This is a genomic window from Kribbella sp. CA-253562 (assembly GCF_050942265.1).
Lineage (GTDB): Bacteria > Actinomycetota > Actinomycetes > Propionibacteriales > Kribbellaceae > Kribbella.
On sequence record NZ_CP192049.1, the window covers coordinates 4,285,267 to 4,303,315 of the forward strand.

Below are 18,049 nucleotides of genomic sequence, written 5' to 3' on the forward strand. Positions count from 1 at the left end.
ACCTCAGCCTGCCAGGTCCGGGGCGCAGGCCGCGATCGGCTGCGCCACCGGTACGCCGGAACCGTCGCGCCGCGGGTCGATCGGCGGCAGGTCCACCGGCGCGCCGCTGGTCGCGCTGGCCTTCACCGGCGCCGTGCCGACGAAGCCGAACAGCAGCCCGTCCTCGCCCTTGAGCAGTCGCTGGCAGCGCACGCCACCGGTGCCACGGCCCTTGGCCGGGTACTCGCTGAACGGCGTCACCTTGACCGCGCCGACCTCCGTGCCGGGCAGGGCCGAGGAGGAGCCGGCGATCGTGACGACGTGTGCCTCGCGGCCGGCGTCGACCGCGCCGAAGTAGACGACCTTCGCTCCGGCCGACAGCCGGATCCCGGCCATGCCGCCCGCCGTACGACCCTGGGGACGGACGACCGAGGCGTTGAAGTGCAGCAACTGCGCGTCGCTGGCGATGAAGCAGAGCTCCTCCTCGCCGGTCGCCAGTTCGACCGCGCCGACCACCTCGTCGCCGTCGGCGAGCCGGATGACCTCCCACGAGTCGCGGTTGCTCAGGTGGTCCGGTACGACGCGCTTGACCACTCCGGTCGCCGTACCGACAGCCAGGCCGACGGAATCCGGGTCCAGCGTGGTCAGCGCGAGAGCGCGCTCTCCCGGCTCCAGCTCGACGAACTCGGCGATCGGCGCGCCGCCCTGGAGGTTCGGCGCGCTGGCCGTCGTCGGGACGGCGGGGAGGTCGAGCGACTCCAGCCGGATCAGCCGGCCGGCGCTGGTGACCAGGCCGTACTGGCCGCGGGCGGTGCTCTTGATCGCCGAGACGATCGCGTCGTGCTTGGCCCGGCTGTCACCTGGCCCGAACGGCTCGACGCCGTTGGTCCGGGCCAGCAGACCGGTCGAGCTCATCAGCACCCAGCACGGGTCGTCGGTGACCTCGAGCGGTACGGCGGCGGTCTTGGCCGCGCCGGAGGACTCCAGCAGGACCGTCCGGCGCGGGGTCCCGTAGGTCTTGGCGATCTCGGCCAGTTCCTCGGAGACGATCTTGCGCAGCAGCGTCTCGTCCTCGAGGATCGCGGTCAGCTTCTCGATCTCACGCTCGAGCTCGGCCTTCTCCGACTCCAGCTCCAGCTTGCTGAACTTGGTCAGCCGGCGCAGCGGCATGTCGAGGATGTAGTTGGCCTGGACCTCGGACAGGTCGTAGATGTCGATCAGCCGGCTCCGCGCGGCGCTCGCGTCGTCGCTGGTGCGGATGATCTGGATCACCTCGTCGATGTCCAGGATCGCGATCAGCAGGCCGTCGACGATGTGCAGCCGGTCCTGCGCCTTCTTGCGGCGGAACTCGCTGCGCCGCCGGGTCACGTCGAAGCGGTGCTGCAGGTAGACGTCGAGCAGCTCGCGCAGGCCGAGCGTGCGGGGCTGGCCGTCGACCAGGCAGACCGCGTTGATGGAGAACGAGTCCTCCAGCGGGGTCAGCTTGTACAGCTGCTCCAGCAGCGCCTCGGGCACGAAGCCGTTCTTGACCTCGATCACCAGCCGGGTGCCGTGGCTGCGGTCGGTCAGGTCCTTGACGTCGGCGATGCCCTGCAGCTTCTTGGCCTGGACCAGGGTCTTGATCTTCTCGATCACCTTCTCCGGGCCGACCGTGTACGGCAGCTCGGTGACCACGATGCCCTTGCGCCGCGGGGTGACGTTCTCGATCCGGGCGGTGGCCCGCATCTTGAAGCTGCCGCGGCCGGCGGCATAGGCGTCCTTGATGCCTTCCAGGCCGACGATCTTGCCGCCGGTGGGCAGGTCCGGGCCGGGAATGAACCGCATCAGGTCGTCGAGGCCGGCGTTCGGGTGCTTGATCAGGTGCCGCAGCGCCTGGATCACCTCGACCAGGTTGTGCGGCGCCATGTTGGTCGCCATCCCGACCGCGATCCCGGCGGCGCCGTTGACCAGCAGGTTGGGGAAGGCGGCCGGCAGCACCGACGGCTCTTCCTCGCGGCCGTCGTAGTTCGGTTTGAAGTCGACGACGTCCTCGTCCAGGCCGTCGGTCATCGCCAGCGCCGAGGGCGCCATCCGGCACTCGGTGTAACGCATCGCGGCCGGGCCGTCGTCGAGAGAGCCGAAGTTTCCGTGGCCGTCGATCAGCGGGACCCGCATCGACCACGGTTGCGCGGTCCGGACCAGGGCGTCGTAGATCGCGCCGTCACCGTGCGGGTGGTACTTACCCATCACCTCACCGACGACGCGGGCCGACTTCACGTGCCCGCGGTCGGGGCGGATGTTGTTCTCCGCCATCGAGAACAGGATCCGCCGCTGCACCGGCTTCAGGCCGTCCCGGGCGTCCGGCAGCGCCCGGGAGTAGATCACCGAGTAGGCGTACTCCAGGAAGCTGGTGCGCATCTCGTCGGAGACGTCGACGTCGAGGATGCGCTCCTCGAAGTCCTCCGGTTCGGCGGTGGTGCTGGAACGGCGTGCCATGCGGGTCTGTGTACTCCTCGGTGATGCCGGCTGTTACGCGCCGCGGCGGTCGGGCGGCAGCGCCATTGTCCCCGGTCGCCCCCACGATGCGCGGCAGCGACCCGGCCCAATCGCGCCAACCCTACGACGCCGTACGGACAACCGGCGCCGGCCCGCCGATGTGTCCGGGCCGGGGACTCCGCGAGCATGTGGACTCGCGGGTCCGAACGCCTGTGTCGCGTGCCTGCGCACCCGGATGGGCCGCGGCGCGCACACGGGGTGTCAGGTGCGCCGCGTCGCCGCGCGCTCGGGTGACCCTGGACGACGGCCGGCGCCGGGGTCCGCCCGTCCGGACGGACCCCGGCCGGGCATCACCAGATCTTGTCGTCCGGTGACGGTCCGGCCGTGATGCGGACCGAGTCGGCCGTGATGCGGACCGAGTCGGTGGTGTCGCTGGTGATGCGGACGGATCCGTCGGCCAGGGCGGTGGCTGGGACGGCCAGCAGGCCCGCGGTGAGCAGGGCGCCGGCGATGAGTCGTTTGCGCATGGTGGTTCCTTTCTCTTCCGCCGGCCTGTTCAGCAGGTGGAGGTCCCACCGGCCCGGACCGGCGTTCCGATCGTCCGCGGTTCGCGGGCCGTCGACCGCCGGGTGTCGTCCAGATCGAAGTGTTGGCTCAGCCGTGCGCGCCGTGCTACTCCGCGGCCCCCGACGGATGGGAGTGGCGCAGGATGAAGGCGGTCGGGGCCAGGGCGGAGCCGGCAGTCAGGACCAGGCAGACGGCGGCGATGCCGAGCAGGGTGATCCAGGGGACTGTGACCGGGACGTCGGTGAGGCCGTCGGTCATCGCGTTGCGGATGAGGGCGCCGACGGTGACTGTGATGACGGTGCCGAGGGTGAGGGCGACGGCGCCGACCAGGGTGGACTCCCAAAGGACCATCCGGCGGATCTGGGCGGGCGTGGCGCCGAGCAGGCGGGAGGTGACGAACTCGCGGCCGCGTTGGAGGCTGCCCATCAGCAGGGTGTTGACGATGGCGATCGCGCTGTAGAGCGCGGCGGGGCCGAGCAGCAGGAGCAGGCCGAGCTTGTTGCCGTCGCGGACGCCCTGGCCCTGTTCGGCCTCCCAGGTTGCGGCGGGTACGGCGTGGGCGCCGGGGATGGTGTTGAGGGTGTCGATCAGGGTGCTGAGATCGACGCCGGGCTCGGGCAGCACGAACCACCGGTCGGGCTGCGCCTTCGGAGCGTGGGCGCGCGCCAGGTCCTGCGAGACGAGCATCGAGGCGTTCACCTCGACCGCGGTCCGGATGATCGCGACGACCTTCAGCCGGGCGGCGTGGCCGTCCAGGAAGGTGACCGGGATCTCGGAGCCGAGCCGGTAGCCCTCGTAGCCGGCGAGTTCCTTGCTGATGGCAACGGTGTTGGCGCCGGAGAGCGCACCGAGATCGCCGGAGAGCGCTTCCAGCCGGCGGGCCCGCGGCGCGACGGAGGTGTCGATGCCTTCGGCGTCCTCGAGGTCGGCGGCGTCACTGGTCGTGCGGATCATCGTGAGCGGGATCGCGCCGTCGACCGCGGAAACACCGGACGTCCCGAGAACGCGCTCTCCGAGGTTCTCCGTGTCGCCGGTGCTGGTGACGACCACCGGAGCGAGCAGGGTCTCGCGGATGGTGGCGACCGAGGCGTCGGCGGCGAAGCTGAGCGTGAGAACCATCGAGCCGGCGATCGCGGAGATCGCCAGGATCGGAGCCGCCAGCGACGCCGTACGGCGGGGTGCCGCGACGACGTTGCTCTTGGCGAGCCGGCCGGAGACGTTGGTCCAGGCGACCAGCGGTACGGCGAGCAGGCGGCCGACCGCGGGCACGACCAGCGGCGCGAGCAGGGTCAGCGCGATCACCAGCAGCATCGGCGTGAACATCGCCAGCGGGATCACCCCTTCGCCCGTCCCGGGCTGGATCAGCGCCAGCAACACGATCGAACCAGCCAGGAACAGCCCGCCGAAGACGACCCGCACCGGACCGATCCGCGGCGGCTCCAGCGCGGCCTCGCGCAGTGCGTCGACGGCGCCGATCTTGCCCGCGCGCCGGGCGGCCGAGCGAGCGCCGAGCATCGCGACGACGAGCCCGATCCCCATCGCGATCGCCAGCGGGACCCACGGACTCGCCGGCTCCAGCTTCACCGGAGCCAGCTCCGAGTACGACGCCTTCGCGAGCAGCAGCGGGGTCGCCAGTTGAGCCAGTACGGCGCCGGTCACAGACGCGGCGAGCGCGACGACGAGCGCCTCGCCGAGGATCATCCGGCGGATCTGCTGCGGCGTCGCGCCGACCAGCCGGAGCAGGCCGATCTCGCGGCGGCGGGACGCGACGGCGAAGGCGAACGTGCTGGCGATCACGAAGATCGTGATGAACCCGCAGATCGTGCCGACCATGCTGAGCACGACCTGCAGGCCGGAGGCGTCCTCGCCGGTGGGGTTGACCTGCACGGTGTGCGGATCGACCCCGTCGCCGCCGGGGACGTGAACGGCGATCGTGCTGCCGGGCGGGGCGTCGTACGCGATGGTGGCGGCGGTGGCGGTCGCGGCCAGGCCGAGCAGGAAGACCCCGACGGCGAGCGCGACGAAGGAGCCGGCGTACAGGGAGCGGTGCCGGCTGACGGTGCGGCGGCTGAGGAAGAACATCAGCGTTCCAGGTCGCTCATCGCGGCGGCGATCTGCTGCGGGGTGCCCCGGTCGAGGGAGCCCGCGACGGCGCCGTCGGACAGGAACAGCACGCGGTCGGCGTACGCGGCGGCGACCGGGTCGTGGGTGACCATGACAACGGTCTGGCCGCTGCGGTCGGTTGCCGCGCGCAACAGTTCGAGGACCTGGCGGCTGGTGCTGCTGTCCAGGGCGCCGGTCGGTTCGTCGGCGAAGAAGACGGCCGGGTGGGTGATCAGCGCGCGGGCGATCGCGACCCGTTGCTGCTGGCCGCCCGACAGCTCGGCCGGCCGCCGCTTGGCCATGCCGTCGAGTCCGACCTGCTGGAGCACGGTATGAACGTCGGCGCGCTGCGGGCGCCGGCCGGTCAGGCGCAGCGGGAGGGCGACGTTGTCGTAGACGGTGAGCGAGGGCAGCAGGTTGTAGGCCTGGAAGACGAAACCCATCTGGTCGCGGCGAAGCTTGGTGAGTGCGACCTCCGAGAGCCCGTGCAACGGGACGCCGTTGAGCACGACCCCGCCGGTGGTCGGCTTGTCGAGACCGGCCGCACACTGCAGCAGCGTCGACTTGCCGGAGCCCGAGGGGCCCATCACCGCGGTGTAGGAGCCGCGCCGGAAGTGGTACGTCACGCCCCGCAGGGCGTCCACGGCACCGGCTTTGGACTTGTAGGTCTTGGTGATCCCGTCGAGCAGCAACGCGGGCTGGTCGGACGGGTGCTGAACAGGGTGGTGGTGAGGCGCCGTGGTGGTCATGGTTCCAGCCAACCGCCGGCCGGCGGATCGCACGCTGGCTTGCGCGGGAGAGTAGGGGTAGCGCGCAAGCTACCGTCCGCGGCCCTGGGGGGCGCCTAGGGTTGCTGTGTGCAGGAACCGAACTCGGCCTGGGCCGCGCTGGCCATGCCGCGCTACCTCGTCTCGTCGTGGCCGTGGCGCAGCTATGCCTATCTGCTGAGCTCGGTGCCGATCGGCCTGCTGACGATCCTGGTGCTCATCGCCGGAGTCGCGGTCAGTGCGGTGCTCAGTCCGATCGTCATCGGCGTGCTGCTGCTGACCGCGTTTCCGCTGTTCGGCGTGCTGATCGGGATCGTCGAGCGGCAGCGGGCCCGGCTGGTGCTCCCGGCGGGCATCCCCAGCCCGCACGCGGCGATGCCCGCCGGGATGAATCGGCGCGAGCGGCTGAAGTTCCGGCGGCGGGAGCAGGCGTCGTTGCGCGCACTCGGGTACGGCGTACTGCTCGGCACGTTCGTCTGGTTCTTCAGCGCGGCCACGGCCGGCCTGAGCGTGGTCATCCTCGGCATCACCTTGCTGGCCCCGCTGATCGCGACCGACGACACGATGGGCATGGGCCCGTGGGTGCTGGACACGACCGGTGAGGGTTTGCTGTTCCTGTTCACCTTCGGGCCGTGCTTCTACGTCGTCTCGTCGTACCTGATCGGTGTGGTCGCGGCCGCCGAGGCCTCGCTGGCCAAGGCACTGCTCGGGCCGCGCGAGGACGAGCTCCGCCGCAACGTCGCCGAACTGCGCCGGTCGCGACTTGACCTGGTGGACGCGTTCGAGACCGAGCGGGCCCGGATCGAGCGGCACCTGCACGACGGAGTCCAGCAGCGGCTGGTCGGGCTGACCATGACGCTCGGGCTCGCCGAGCTGGACCTGCCCGAGGGGGAGAGCAAGCGGCTGGTGGTGAAGGCTCACGGCGAGGCCGAGGCCGCGCTGGCCGATCTGCGCGAGGCGGTGCGCGGCATTCACCCGCGCGTGCTCGTCGACCTCGGGCTGGAGGCCGCCGTACGGGAGGTGGCGGATCGGAGCCCGCTGCCGGTGTCGGTCCAGATGGCCTTGCCGAACCGCTTGCCGCCGCCGATCGAGGCCGCGGCGTACTTCTTCGTCAGCGAGGGGCTCGGTAACGTCGCCAAGCACGCGAACGCCACGAACTGTCACGTACAGGCCTGGGTCAACCGCGACCGGCTCGTGGTCACCGTCACCGACGACGGCGTGGGTGGCGCCCAGTTGGGCAACGGCAACGGCACCGGCCTGACCGGGCTGGTGACCCGGCTGGACGCCTTGGGCGGCACACTCGACCTGTCCAGCCCACCCGGTGGGCCCACGCGACTACGGATGGAGTGCCCGTGCCGGCTCGACGACTGAGCATCGTGCTCGCCGAGGACTCGATGCTGCTGCGGGAGGGACTGGCCAGCATTCTCGACCGGGCCGGGCACGAGGTGCGTGACGCCGTCGGCGACGCGGACACGCTGCTCGCCGTCGTCCGCAAGGATCCGCCGGACGTCGTGATCACCGACGTCCGGATGCCGCCCGGTCACAGCGACGAGGGCCTGCGCGCGGCCGCGGCGATCCGGGCCGAGCTGCCGTCGATCGGGATCCTGGTGCTGTCCCAGTACGTCGCCGACGCGTACCTGTCGTCGTTGCTGGAGACAACGACCGGCGGGATCGGCTACCTGCTGAAGGACCGGGTCGGGCACGTCACCGAGTTCCTCGCGTCGCTCGACCGGGTCGCGGAGGGCGGGACGGTGGTGGATCCGGAGGTGGTTCGCCAGCTGCTCGCGCGGCGCCGGGACGACGGGCCGCTGGCGGCGCTCACCCCGCGGGAGCTCGAGGTGCTCGCGCTGATGGCCGAGGGCCGGGTGAACGCGTCGATCGCGGAGCACCTCGTCGTCAGCGAGGCCGCGGTCCGCAAGCACGTCGGCAACATCTTCGCGAAGCTGCACCTGGAGGACGGCCTGGACCGGCGGGTCTCGGCCGTGCTCACCTACCTGCGCAGACAGGCCTAGGATGTCCGGCTGAGGGAAGATCGTGGGTATGGCGAACTGGGCTGACGAGAGCGATATCCGGAAGATCCTGGCCGACTGCCAGACCTGGGCGGTGGTCGGCCTGTCGAACAACACGAGCCGGGCGGCGTACGGCGTGGCGCGGTTCCTGCAGCAGCACGGGAAGCGGATCGTCCCAGTGCATCCGTCCGCGGAGACCGTGCACGGCGAGCAGGGTTACGCGTCGCTGGCCGACATTCCGTTCGCGGTGGACTGCGTGGACGTGTTCGTCCGCTCGGAGCTGGCCGGCGCGATCGCGGACGAGGCGGTGGGAATCAACGCCCGCGCGGTGTGGTTCCAGCTGGATGTGGTGGATCCGGACGCCTGGACCCGAACGACGGCCGCGGGACTGACGATGGTGATGAACCGCTGTCCGGCGATCGAGTGGGGACGTCTGGGTCCGGCCTGACGACTGTTCGGCGAGACCGACTGAGCCAGAGGGGTTCACATGTTCACGATCGACACGTCCACCGCGTTCGGCGCCCGGATCGACAAGCAGCTGGCCGGCGAGCAGGTGGTGTGGCTGACCACTGTCGGCAGGTCGGGTACGCCGGCGCCCAACCCGGTCTGGTTCCACTGGAACGGGCGGGAGGTGCTGGTCTTCAGCCAGGCCGCGAAGGCGAAGCTGCACAACATCGAGCGGCAGCCGCGGGTGGCGGTGCACTTCAACGCGACCTTCACCGGCGGGGACGTCGGCGTGCTGTCGGGTGACGCGGTGATCGACCCGTCCGGGCCGACGGACGAGGAGAGGGCCGTGTACGACGCCAAGTACGCCGAGGGGCTGGCCGGTCTCGGAATGACGGCCGAGCAGTTCCACCAGGACTACCCGGTGCTGATCCGGATCACGCCGGACAAGCTGCGCGGCTTCTGACCAACCTGGACAGATGGAGAGGCGGCAGGGTGTCCTGCCGCCTCTTCGTCTGCTAGTTCAGGTAGCCCTCGACGGTGTCGGCCGAGCGGGCCTGGGCGGTGTTCGGGTCGTCGCCGAACTCGCGCTTGGCGCGGCGCTGGCGCAGCAGGTCCCAGCACTGGTCGAGCTCGACCTCGAGGGCGCGCAGGCGGGCCTTCTCGTCGGCGTCGTCGATCGTGCCGGCCGAGTGCTTGGAGCGCAGGTCGTGCTCCTCGGACACCAGGTCGTTGATGCGGTGGAGGATGCTCTTGTCGTCGGTCATGAGGAAACGGTACGCCCGTCCGGCAGCGCGGCGTGGGCCAGCAGCTCCGTGGTGACCAGAATCGCGAGCGACTCGGCGGCGACCAGCCCGAGCAGGACCACCAGCTGCAGTGCCGCGGCCGCGGTCGGTGACGCGCCGCCGAGCACCATGCCGACGAACGCGCCGGGCAGCGTGACCAGGCCGACCGTGCGGATCTGGTCGAGCGCGGGCAGCAGCGCGTCACCGGCGGTCGGGCCGGCGACGAGCTTGAACGCGTCCGCCGGCAGCAGGCCGATCGACAGGCCGGCCTCGTACTCGCCGAACCGGCCGCCGTACTCGGCGAGCAGGCGCCGGCCGGCCAGTGTGGTCGCGTTCATCGCGCCGCCGATGATGATGCCGCCCATCGGCAGGATCGTCTCGGGGTTGCGCGGTACGACGCCCGGCAGGATCAGCAGGAGCAGGACCACGCACGCGCTGCCGCCGATCGCGATCGCGCAGAACGCGAGCTGACCGGGCACGACCGCGGTGCCGTGGATCCGCCGGGTGCTGGTGAAGGTCGCGACGGTCAGCATCACCAGCACGAACGCGAGCGCGCCCCAGATCGTCTGCAGGGCGAACCCGACGACCGCGCCGACCAGCGCCAGCTGCAGCACGGCGCGCAGGGCGGCGGTGACGATGCCTTGGTCGTGCCTCAGCCGTGCCTGGCGTGACGCCAGGACGGCGATTGCCACCAGCAACGGCAGGACGACGAACGCGGATACCCCCAGGCCGGTGTCGAGTGACATCCGGCCATTTCACCACGAGTGGTGTGAGCGACTTCCAAGGTCCAGGCGTCAGCTCTGTTGGAAGTCCGACTCGTCGTAGGCGTGTTCGGAGCGGTGACCGCCGGCGACCTTGCCGGCCTCGTCGGTGCGCAGCTCGACCCGGCGGATCTTGCCCGAGATGGTTTTCGGCAGTTCGGCGAACTCGATCCGCCGGATCCGCTGGTACGGCGCCAGGTGGTCGCGGCAGAACTGGAGGATCTCGGCGGCCAGTTCGCGCGACGGCTCGCGGCCGGGCGCCAGTACGACGTACGCCTTCGGCACCGCCAGCCGGACCGGGTCGGGCGACGGCACGACGGCCGCCTCGGCGACGGCCGGGTGCTCGATCAGCACCGACTCCAGCTCGAACGGCGAGATCCGGTAGTCGCTGGCCTTGAACACGTCGTCGGAGCGGCCGACGTAGGTGATGTAGCCGTCCTCGTCGCGGCTCGCGACGTCGCCGGTGTGGTAGAAACCGCCGCGCATCACCTCGTCGGTCAGCGCCTTCGCGTCGCGGTAGCCGCGCATCAGCGGCACCGGCGGGGGAGCGAGCTCGATGCAGATCTCGCCGTCGTTCCCGACCGCGTCGGTGGCCGGGTCGACCAGGGCGATCGAGTACCCGGGCAGCGGCCGGCCCATCGAGCCGAGCTTGACCGGCTGGCCCGGCGGGTTGCCGATCTGGGCGGTGGTCTCGGTCTGGCCGTAGCCGTCGCGGATCGTGATGCCCCACGCGTTGCGGACCTGCTCGATCACCTCCGGGTTGAGCGGCTCACCGGCCGAGACGCACTCCCGGATCGCCACCTCGACCGCGGACAGGTCGGCCTGGATCAGCATCCGCCAGACCGTCGGCGGCGCGCAGAACGTGGTCACGCCGTACGTCTGCAGCACCCGCAGCATCTTCTCGGCGTCGAAGCGCGGGTAGTTGTAGAGGAAGACGGTCGCGCCCGCGTTCCACGGTGCGAAGACGTTGCTCCACGAGTGTTTCGCCCAGCCCGGCGAGGACACGTTGAGGTGCACGTCGCCGGGTTGCAGGCCGATCCAGTACATCGTCGAGAGGTGGCCGACCGGGTAGCTGACCTGGGTGTGCTCGACCAGCTTCGGCTCGCTGGTCGTGCCCGAGGTGAAGTAGAGCAGCAGCGAGTCGTCGGCCGAGGTGTCGACCTCGGGCACCGGGCCGTCGTACCGGCGGCTGTCGTCGTAGTCGAGCCAGCCGTCGACCGGCTCGCCGATGCCGACGCGCAGGCAGTGGTCCGCGATCCCGGCGTACCGGGAGGCGTCGGCGCTGCTGGTGACGACCACCCGTACGCCGCCGCGCGTGATCCGGTCGGCCAGATCGGCGTCGGTGAGCAGAGTCGTTGCCGGGATCATCACCGCGCCGGCCCGGATGCAGCCGAGCATGACCTCCCACAACGGCACAGTGTTGCCGAGCACGATCAGCACCCGGTCGCCGGGCTGCAGCCCGTGTTCGGTGAGCCAGCCGGCCACCTGGCGCGACCGCTCGGCCATCTCCGCGTAGGTCAGCGAGTTGACCTCGCCGTCCTCCTCGACGATCGTCAGCGCCGCCACCTCGGGCTGCTCGACCGCGAGCGCGTCGAACCAGTCCCGCGCCCAGTTGAACCGGTCGAACGCCGGCCAGCTGAAGTCCCGGTACGCCGTGTCGTAGTCCTCCCGGTGCGCGACCAGGAAGTCGCGCGCCTCACGGAAGGCCCGGGTGTTGTCCGAGGTGCTTTGTTCCTCGCTCATGCAGGGCATGATTCCCGCACCCGGACGCCCTCGGCAATCGGGCTCGCGCGTGTCTGTGGACAACTAGCCCAGCCGCAGCGCGGCGACCGCCCCGGCGAGCACCAACGGAGTCAGCACCAGTCCGCGCCACAGGAACGACCACCAGGAGATGTGGACGCCGGCCGCGACGCACCGGTCCCGCCAGATCAGGGTGGCCAGCGAGCCCCAGAGGGTCAGCAGGCAGCCGCAGTTCACGCCGATGAGCAGCAGCATCATCCGATCAGCTTCCGCTGCGGCCACCGGCTCCATCGCCAGGTACGCCGGGAGGTTGTCGAACGCGTTCGCCCCGACGGCCGCCGTACCGGTGAGCCGCAGGTCGGAGCCGAGTCCGCCGGAGACCGTGCCGGCCACGTCTCCGAGCAGCTGTTCGAGCCCGTGGGCTGTGAGTGCGCCGACGACCAGGAACAGACCGACCACGGTGACGACCAGCCGCCAGGGGACCAGCGACCACTTCAGGGCCGCTCGGCGTCGTACTGCGAACAGTCCGCTGAGGATGAGCGCGCCGGCTGTCGCCGGGATCGCTACGTCGATGCCCGACACGAAGGCCGGTCCCAGGGCTAGGCAGACCCCGGTAGAGCCCCAGAAGAGGACCTTGTCGTCGACGGCCGGAGTCTCCGGTACGACGTACTCACAGCGCAGGTCGCGGTGGAACATGGCGGCCAGCACCGCGACGGTGATGAGCACGGCGGCTACCGCGGGACGCCAGCTCAGCCCGAGGTAGTCCGTCAGGCCCAGACCCAGCTGATCGAGCCGATGCAAGGCCAGCAGATTGGTGAGGTTGGACACGGGCAGCAGCAGCGACGCCGTACCGGCCAGCCAGACCGTGGTGAAGGCGAACAGCTTGGGCGGGATGCTGAGCTGTCTCGCCATCGCCAGCACGACCGGAGTCAGCAGCACAGCGCAGGTGTCGAGCGACAGCACGATGGTGAGCGCAGTAGCCAGTACGACGACCAGCAGCCACAGGCGCCACGTCTTGCCACGCGCCAGGTGAGCCGCTTCGCGGGCCGCGACCTCGAACACCTTCGCCGAGTCGGCCAGCCCTGCGATCACCGTCACGGCGACCAGAAAAACCAGGACCGAGGCGATGCGCTCCAGCACGCCTGCCGCGTCGTCCAGCCCGAGCAGACCTGTGACCAGCACGCCCAGTCCGCCGAGCGCGCTCAGCCACCACATGACTGCAGACCCTAAGCGAGCGCCTTCCGTGCACCGGAATGGCGTCGTGACGTCGCCGTCCGGTGAGTAGGCTGATCGGGTGACATCGCCGGAGGAGCCAGACACCGCCGGGCAGACCCTCGCCGGGCTGCCGCTGGCAGGTCGGCCGCTGGCCGGGCGGCCCGACGGCTACCCGGTGGAGTTCGAGGCCGACGTCGTACTGCGCGACGGCGCGACCGCGCATCTCAGGCCGATCACACCGGACGACGCCGAGCTGCTGGTCGAGTTCTATGCGCGGGTCTCGGAGCAGTCGAAGTACTACCGGTTCTTCGCGCCGTACCCGCAGTTGTCGGACCGGGACGTGGCCAGGTTCACCCAGGTCGACTACCACGACCGCCTGGCGCTGATCGTCACCGTCGCCGACGCGATGATCGGCGTCGGCCGCTACGAGCGGACCGGCCGGCGGACCGCGGAGGTCGCCTTCCTGATCGAGGACGCGCACCAGGGCCGCGGGCTCGGCCAGCTGCTGCTCGAGCACCTGGCCCAGGCCGCGCGTGAGCACGGCATCACCCGGTTCGTCGCCGAGGTGCTGCCGGACAACCGCAAGATGATCACCGTCTTCACCGAGGCCGGCTACAAGGTGGCCCGGGAGTTCGAGGACGGCGTGATCATGGTCGAGTTCGACATCGCGCCCACCGACACGTCGTTCTCGGTGATGCAGGCCCGCGAGCAGCGGTCCGAGGCGCTGTCGATCGCCCGGTTGCTGACCCCGGCCAGCGTCGCGGTGATCGGCGCGTCGCGCCGCGAGGGCACGATCGGCAACGCGCTGCTGCGCAACCTGCGCGACGGCGGGTTCCCGGGGCGGCTGTACGCGGTGAACACCGACACCAAGGCCGAGGAGATCGACGGCGTCCCGGCGTACGGGACGATCCGGGACGTCGACGACACGGTCGACCTGGCCGTGGTCGCGGTGCCGGCCGAGGCGGTCGTCGACGTGGTGCTGGACTGCGCCGCGAAGGGCGTCCGCGGGCTGGTCGTGGTGTCGAGCGGCTTCGCCGAGGTCGGTCCCGAGGGACGCCGCCGGCAGCGCCGCCTGGTCGGACTGGCCCGCTCGTACGGGATGCGCGTGATCGGGCCGAACGCGCTCGGCGTGATCAACACCGCCTCCGGCGTCTCGCTGAACGCGACGCTGTCACCGTTGATGCCGAGTCCGGGGCGAGTGGCGTTCTTCTGCCAGTCCGGCGCGCTCGGGGTGTCGATCCTGGCCGACATGGTCGGGCGAGGGCTCGGCTTGTCGAGTTTCGTGTCGGCGGGCAACCGGGCCGATGTGTCCGGCAACGACCTGATGCAGTACTGGTACTCCGACGAGTCCACCGAGGTGGTTCTGCTCTACCTGGAGTCGCTCGGCAATCCGCGCAAGTTCAGCCGGGTCGCGCGGCGGCTGGCGCGGCGCAAGCCGGTGATCGCGCTGAAGTCCGGGCGGGCCACCCAGGGGGTTCCGCTCGGGCACACGGTCCGGCGCAGTCATTTGCCCGCGGCAACGGTCGACTCGTTGTTCCGGCAGAGCGGGCTGATCGGGGTGGACACCACGGGCGAGCTCTTCGACGTGGCGCAGCTGCTCGCGCACCAGCCGTTGCCGAAGGGGCGCCGGGTCGCGATCGTCAGCAACTCGGACGCGCTGACGCTGCTCGCGCTCGACACGATGGCCGGTTGTGGGCTGGACGTCGCGGGGGAGCCGCACACGCTCAGCGCGGACGCCTCGGCGACCGACTTCTCCGAGGCGCTGACCGCGGTGATCGCCGACGACCAGGTGCACTCGGTCGTGGTGATCTTCACCCCGCCGGTCCAGTCGAACGTGGCCGAGGTCGCCCAGGTGCTCGCCGCCGCCGCGGCGGGTTCGGACAAGCCGGTCCTCTCGACGTTCCTCGCGTCGCGCAGCGTGCCGGAGCAGCTTCGCGTCCCCGACGAGCACGGTGGTGCGGCCCGCGGCTCGATCCCGTCGTTCCTGTCCCCGCAGTACGCCGTCGGCGCGCTGGCCAAGGCCACCCAGTACGCCGAGTGGCGACAGCGCGCGGACGACCAGATCCCGGTCCTGCCCGACATCGACTCGGCCGGGGCGGAGGACTTCGTACAGGAGTTCCTGCAGCGGCATCCAGCCGGCGCCGATCTGGACGACGCGGATCGGCAGCGGCTGCTGAGCTTCTACGACATCAGCGTGCTGCCGGCGTTCCCGGTGCTGTCGGCCGACGAGGCGGTCGCGCGGGCGGCCGATCTGGGCTACGAGGTGATCCTCAAGGCGACCGCCGAGCAGTGGCGGATGCGGCCGGACCTGGCCGACATCTGGCGGCACATCCACGACGAGGACGACATGCGCGAGGCCTGGGCGGAGATGACGCGGACCTTCGGGGTCGCGTCGGACCCGGCGCGGGCGCAGTTCGTCGTACAGAAGATGGCGCCGCCGGGGGTGCCGGTGGTGATCTCGGCGCAGGAGGACGTGGCGTTCGGGCCGGTGGTGTCGTTCGGGTTGTCCGGCGTGGCGACCGATCTGCTCGGCGACCGCTCGTACCGGATGCCGCCGCTGACGACGGCCGATGCGGCGGAGATGGTGCGGGAGGTCCGAGCGGCGCCGCTGCTGTACGGGTATCGCGGGTCGGATCCGGTGGACATCGCCGCGATCGAGAACCTGCTGCACCGCGTCTCGCGGCTGACGTTGGAGCTGGAGGAGGTCGTGCGGCTGGATCTGCGCTCGGTGCTGGTCGCCGCGACGGGTGCGACGGTGCTCGACACGACGATCCGGATCGCGCCGAACGAGAAGCCGCGACAGGACATGCCGGCCCGCCGGCTGACGTGAGCGGGGCCGCTCACGTCAGGGCTGCGGCTCAGGCCGCGCGGGTGTAGACCGCGTCGGCGCGGGTCAGGAAACCGTAGTCGACCAGTTGACGGCGCAGTGTCGCGTAGTCGTCGTGCCAGCGCTGGAGGATCTCGTTGACCGCGCTCTCCGGGTACTCGACGCCGGTCTCGAACGAGCCGGCCAGATACTCCAGCACGACCCGGAACTTGGCCGGGACCGTCGGGAAGTGCGTCAGCCGTCCGTCCCGGACGAACGAGCGCAGCACGTTGTCCCGCTCGGGATCGGCAGAGAGCGGCTCCCGCTCCGGCCGGCCCGCCCGTACGGCGTCCTTGAACACGCTTTCGTCGGCCTTCAGGCCGTTGCCATCAGCAACAACGAGGTCGCTCTTGAACAACCGCTGCAACGCCTTTCCGACGACCGCGGGTCCGAGCCCGGTGCGCTCCGCGACCTGATCCGGAGTCCCGGCGCCGAGCACGACGGCGGAGTACACCTTGAGGCGGGACGGTTCGGCCAGCAGTCCGCAGAGTTGATCGGCGTTCATGCCCTCCACGCTAAGTACGGGTGCAACCGATTTTCACCGCCGCCGCACCGCCGGGCTGAGCGCGTTCGTGAACGACATGTTGTCTTCGGGGTGGATGGTCACGCCGGGCGGCACGATCTCGTCGATCCGGTCGAGCACCTGCGTGGACAGCTCGACGTCGGCGGCCGGCAACTGCGATTCGAGGTGCTCCAGCGTGCGCGGCCCGATGATCGCCGAGGTGACCGCGGGATGCCGGACGACGAACGCGATCGCCAGCTCGATCAGGGTCAGGCCGGCGTCCTCGGCCAGCGTCGCGAGCGCGTCGGCGGCCGCGAGCTTGCGCTGGTTGACCTCGAGGCTGAGGTCCCACCGCGCCGGGAAGCGCTGGGCCCGAGCGGACTCGGGGACCGCCTGGTTCGTGCGGTAACGCCCGGACAGCCAACCCATCGCGAGCGGGCTGTAGGTGAGCACGCCCATCCCGTAGCGCAAGCAGGTCGGCAGAACGTCGTTCTCGATCGCGCGAGCGAGCAACGAGTACGGCGGTTGCTCGGTGCGAAAGCGCTCTCTGCCGCGTCGCTCGGCCGTCCATTGCGCCTCGACGATCTCCGACGCCGGAACGGTCGAGGCGCCGAACGCCCGGATCTTGCCCTGCCGCACCAGATCCGTCAGCGCGCCGAGCGTCTCGTCGATGTCGACGTCCGGGTCGAGGCGGTGGATCTGGTACAGGTCGATCCAGTCCGTGCCGAGCCGCCGCAGTGACCGGTCGACGGACTCGATGATCCAGCGGCGGGAGGCGCCGCGGTGGTTGGGATCGTTGTCGAACGGCAACCCGACCTTGGTCGCGAGGACGACGTCGTCGCGGCGCCCGGCCAGTGCCTTGCCGACGATCTCCTCGGATTCGCCGGCCGAGTAGATGTCCGCGGTGTCGACGAAGTTGATCCCGGCGTCCAGCGCGCGGTGGATGATCCGGATCGAGTCGTCGTGATCGGGGTTGCCGGCGGCGCCGAACATCATCGCGCCGAGGCACAGCTCGCTGACGGTGATTCCGGTACGGCCCAGTGGGCGGTAGTCCATGAGGGCTCTCTTTCGGTGAGTGCGGTAGTCTCCGGAGCATGAACGGAGAGGCTGTCCATTTAGACAGTAACGGAGAGGCTATCCACTTACAAGGGTGGCTTGTGCCGGATGCTGTCCACCGGCATGTCTCGAGGGGCGTTCACCGGTGAGCGCGCGGGAGGGCGAGTCCGAGGGAGCCGAGCCGGAGTGTCCGGGCGGCGAGGCTGTGAAGGCCTCCGCCAAAGGGCCGGCGCGGCGGGCGGACGCCCGGCGCAACCGCGACAAAATCCTCGCGGCGGCTCGAGCGGCGTTCAGTGAAGGTGGCGAGACCTCGATGGCCGCGGTCTCGCGCCGCGCCGGCGTGGGAATGGCGACGCTCTACCGGAACTTCCCCAGCCGTCGCGAGCTGCTCGAAGCCGTCTACGCCGACGAGGTGACGGCGCTGTGCGAGGCCGCCCAGCTCGCCGCTTCCGAGGGCGAGACTCCAGCGGTCGCGTTGCGGATGTGGCTGTGGCGGTTCTTCGCTTTCATCACCGCCAAGCGCGAGGTCGCGACCGAACTGCTGACCCAGCTCGGGGGAGACGAAGCAGTCTTCGGCGATGGCCGTGCGGCGGGACTCGCCGCTGGCCGGCCACTGCTCGCGGCAGCCCAGGAAGCGGGGGAGGTGCGCAAGGACGTCACCCTCGAGCAGGTCTTCGACATGGTCGTTGCCATCGCGACGATCAACGGCGACGCCGAGTACGTCGAGCCGATCCTGCAGACCGCCCTCGACGGACTGCTCCGCCCGTCGTCGGCCTGAGT

The 18,049-nt window shown here is 70.6% G+C and carries 16 protein-coding genes; 6 read left to right on the top strand and 10 right to left on the bottom strand.

Annotation, left to right across the window (positions count from 1 at the left end):
* Positions 1–3 precede the first annotated feature (3 nt).
* The 4 genes from ACQPXM_RS20260 to ACQPXM_RS20275 form a co-directional block, all read right to left on the bottom strand.
* Positions 4–2,454, bottom strand: a complete 2,451-nt coding sequence (locus tag ACQPXM_RS20260) for a DNA gyrase/topoisomerase IV subunit A (RefSeq protein ID WP_432950865.1) — start codon at positions 2,452–2,454, stop codon at positions 4–6.
* A 350-nt stretch (positions 2,455–2,804) separates the two neighbouring features.
* Positions 2,805–2,981: a hypothetical protein gene (locus tag ACQPXM_RS20265; protein ID WP_432950867.1), complete on the bottom strand. Its 177-nt coding sequence runs from the start codon at positions 2,979–2,981 to the stop codon at positions 2,805–2,807.
* Positions 2,982–3,126: 145 nt separating this feature from the next.
* The gene (locus ACQPXM_RS20270) at positions 3,127–5,103 is read right to left on the bottom strand and encodes an FtsX-like permease family protein (RefSeq protein WP_432950868.1); all 1,977 of its coding nucleotides are present in this window, start codon (positions 5,101–5,103) and stop codon (positions 3,127–3,129) included.
* Positions 5,103–5,873 carry an ABC transporter ATP-binding protein gene (locus ACQPXM_RS20275; RefSeq protein ID WP_432950870.1) on the bottom strand — a complete coding sequence of 257 codons (771 nt, stop codon included), beginning with the start codon at positions 5,871–5,873 and terminating at the stop codon, positions 5,103–5,105. Before ACQPXM_RS20275 ends, ACQPXM_RS20270 begins: the two co-directional genes overlap by 1 nt.
* A gap of 108 nt (positions 5,874–5,981) precedes the next feature.
* On the opposite strand from ACQPXM_RS20275, the gene ACQPXM_RS20280 reads away from it, so the two are divergent.
* From ACQPXM_RS20280 to ACQPXM_RS20295, 4 genes are read left to right on the top strand one after another with little or no spacing between them, the layout of a single operon-like run.
* Entirely contained in the window at positions 5,982–7,262 is a 1,281-nt protein-coding gene (locus ACQPXM_RS20280) for a sensor histidine kinase (RefSeq protein ID WP_432950872.1), read from the top strand.
* The gene (locus ACQPXM_RS20285; RefSeq protein WP_432950874.1) at positions 7,244–7,903 is read left to right on the top strand and encodes a response regulator; all 660 of its coding nucleotides are present in this window, start codon (positions 7,244–7,246) and stop codon (positions 7,901–7,903) included. Before ACQPXM_RS20280 ends, ACQPXM_RS20285 begins: the two co-directional genes overlap by 19 nt.
* A gap of 28 nt (positions 7,904–7,931) precedes the next feature.
* Positions 7,932–8,348 carry a CoA-binding protein gene (locus ACQPXM_RS20290; protein ID WP_432950876.1) on the top strand — a complete coding sequence of 139 codons (417 nt, stop codon included), beginning with the start codon at positions 7,932–7,934 and terminating at the stop codon, positions 8,346–8,348.
* 39 nt (positions 8,349–8,387) lie between these two features.
* A complete protein-coding gene (locus tag ACQPXM_RS20295) occupies positions 8,388–8,810 on the top strand; it encodes a TIGR03667 family PPOX class F420-dependent oxidoreductase (protein ID WP_432950878.1) in 423 nt (140 codons plus the stop codon).
* Positions 8,811–8,862: 52 nt separating this feature from the next.
* Here the strand turns inward: ACQPXM_RS20295 and ACQPXM_RS20300 are convergent, their stop codons facing one another.
* From ACQPXM_RS20300 to ACQPXM_RS20315, 4 genes are all read right to left on the bottom strand, one after another.
* Entirely contained in the window at positions 8,863–9,111 is a 249-nt protein-coding gene (locus ACQPXM_RS20300) for a DUF2630 family protein (RefSeq protein WP_432950880.1), read from the bottom strand.
* Positions 9,108–9,875, bottom strand: coding sequence for an ABC transporter permease (locus tag ACQPXM_RS20305; RefSeq protein ID WP_432950882.1), 768 nt, complete (start codon positions 9,873–9,875; stop codon positions 9,108–9,110). The genes ACQPXM_RS20300 and ACQPXM_RS20305 overlap by 4 nt, the downstream gene beginning before the upstream one ends.
* 48 nt (positions 9,876–9,923) lie before the next feature.
* Positions 9,924–11,633 carry an AMP-binding protein gene (locus ACQPXM_RS20310; RefSeq protein WP_432950884.1) on the bottom strand — a complete coding sequence of 570 codons (1,710 nt, stop codon included), beginning with the start codon at positions 11,631–11,633 and terminating at the stop codon, positions 9,924–9,926.
* A gap of 63 nt (positions 11,634–11,696) precedes the next feature.
* Positions 11,697–12,845, bottom strand: a complete 1,149-nt coding sequence (locus ACQPXM_RS20315) for an SLC13 family permease (protein WP_432950885.1) — start codon at positions 12,843–12,845, stop codon at positions 11,697–11,699.
* Between the two features lie 79 nt (positions 12,846–12,924).
* Between ACQPXM_RS20315 and ACQPXM_RS20320 the strand changes: the two genes are divergently transcribed.
* The gene (locus ACQPXM_RS20320) at positions 12,925–15,675 is read left to right on the top strand and encodes a GNAT family N-acetyltransferase (RefSeq protein WP_432950887.1); all 2,751 of its coding nucleotides are present in this window, start codon (positions 12,925–12,927) and stop codon (positions 15,673–15,675) included.
* Between the two features lie 28 nt (positions 15,676–15,703).
* Here the strand turns inward: ACQPXM_RS20320 and ACQPXM_RS20325 are convergent, their stop codons facing one another.
* Positions 15,704–16,216, bottom strand: a complete 513-nt coding sequence (locus ACQPXM_RS20325) for a DUF2087 domain-containing protein (RefSeq protein WP_432950889.1) — start codon at positions 16,214–16,216, stop codon at positions 15,704–15,706.
* 33 nt (positions 16,217–16,249) lie between these two features.
* Positions 16,250–17,269, bottom strand: a complete 1,020-nt coding sequence (locus ACQPXM_RS20330; RefSeq protein ID WP_432950891.1) for an aldo/keto reductase — start codon at positions 17,267–17,269, stop codon at positions 16,250–16,252.
* A 145-nt stretch (positions 17,270–17,414) separates the two neighbouring features.
* Between ACQPXM_RS20330 and ACQPXM_RS20335 the strand changes: the two genes are divergently transcribed.
* Positions 17,415–18,047 carry a TetR/AcrR family transcriptional regulator gene (locus ACQPXM_RS20335; protein ID WP_432950893.1) on the top strand — a complete coding sequence of 211 codons (633 nt, stop codon included), beginning with the start codon at positions 17,415–17,417 and terminating at the stop codon, positions 18,045–18,047.
* Positions 18,048–18,049: the final 2 nt, after the last annotated feature.

Bases quoted from the DNA above. Each gene is read 5' to 3' on its own strand.
- ACQPXM_RS20260 (WP_432950865.1), bottom strand. From the start codon at position 2,454: ATGGCACGCCGTTCCAGCACCACCGCCGAACCGGAGGACTTCGAGGAG.
- ACQPXM_RS20265 (WP_432950867.1), bottom strand. From the start codon at position 2,981: ATGCGCAAACGACTCATCGCCGGCGCCCTGCTCACCGCGGGCCTGCTG.
- ACQPXM_RS20270 (WP_432950868.1), bottom strand. From the start codon at position 5,103: ATGTTCTTCCTCAGCCGCCGCACCGTCAGCCGGCACCGCTCCCTGTAC.
- ACQPXM_RS20275 (WP_432950870.1), bottom strand. From the start codon at position 5,873: ATGACCACCACGGCGCCTCACCACCACCCTGTTCAGCACCCGTCCGAC.
- ACQPXM_RS20290 (WP_432950876.1), top strand. From the start codon at position 7,932: ATGGCGAACTGGGCTGACGAGAGCGATATCCGGAAGATCCTGGCCGAC.
- ACQPXM_RS20295 (WP_432950878.1), top strand. From the start codon at position 8,388: ATGTTCACGATCGACACGTCCACCGCGTTCGGCGCCCGGATCGACAAG.
- ACQPXM_RS20300 (WP_432950880.1), bottom strand. From the start codon at position 9,111: ATGACCGACGACAAGAGCATCCTCCACCGCATCAACGACCTGGTGTCC.
- ACQPXM_RS20305 (WP_432950882.1), bottom strand. From the start codon at position 9,875: ATGTCACTCGACACCGGCCTGGGGGTATCCGCGTTCGTCGTCCTGCCG.
- ACQPXM_RS20310 (WP_432950884.1), bottom strand. From the start codon at position 11,633: ATGAGCGAGGAACAAAGCACCTCGGACAACACCCGGGCCTTCCGTGAG.
- ACQPXM_RS20315 (WP_432950885.1), bottom strand. From the start codon at position 12,845: ATGTGGTGGCTGAGCGCGCTCGGCGGACTGGGCGTGCTGGTCACAGGT.
- ACQPXM_RS20325 (WP_432950889.1), bottom strand. From the start codon at position 16,216: ATGAACGCCGATCAACTCTGCGGACTGCTGGCCGAACCGTCCCGCCTC.
- ACQPXM_RS20330 (WP_432950891.1), bottom strand. From the start codon at position 17,269: ATGGACTACCGCCCACTGGGCCGTACCGGAATCACCGTCAGCGAGCTG.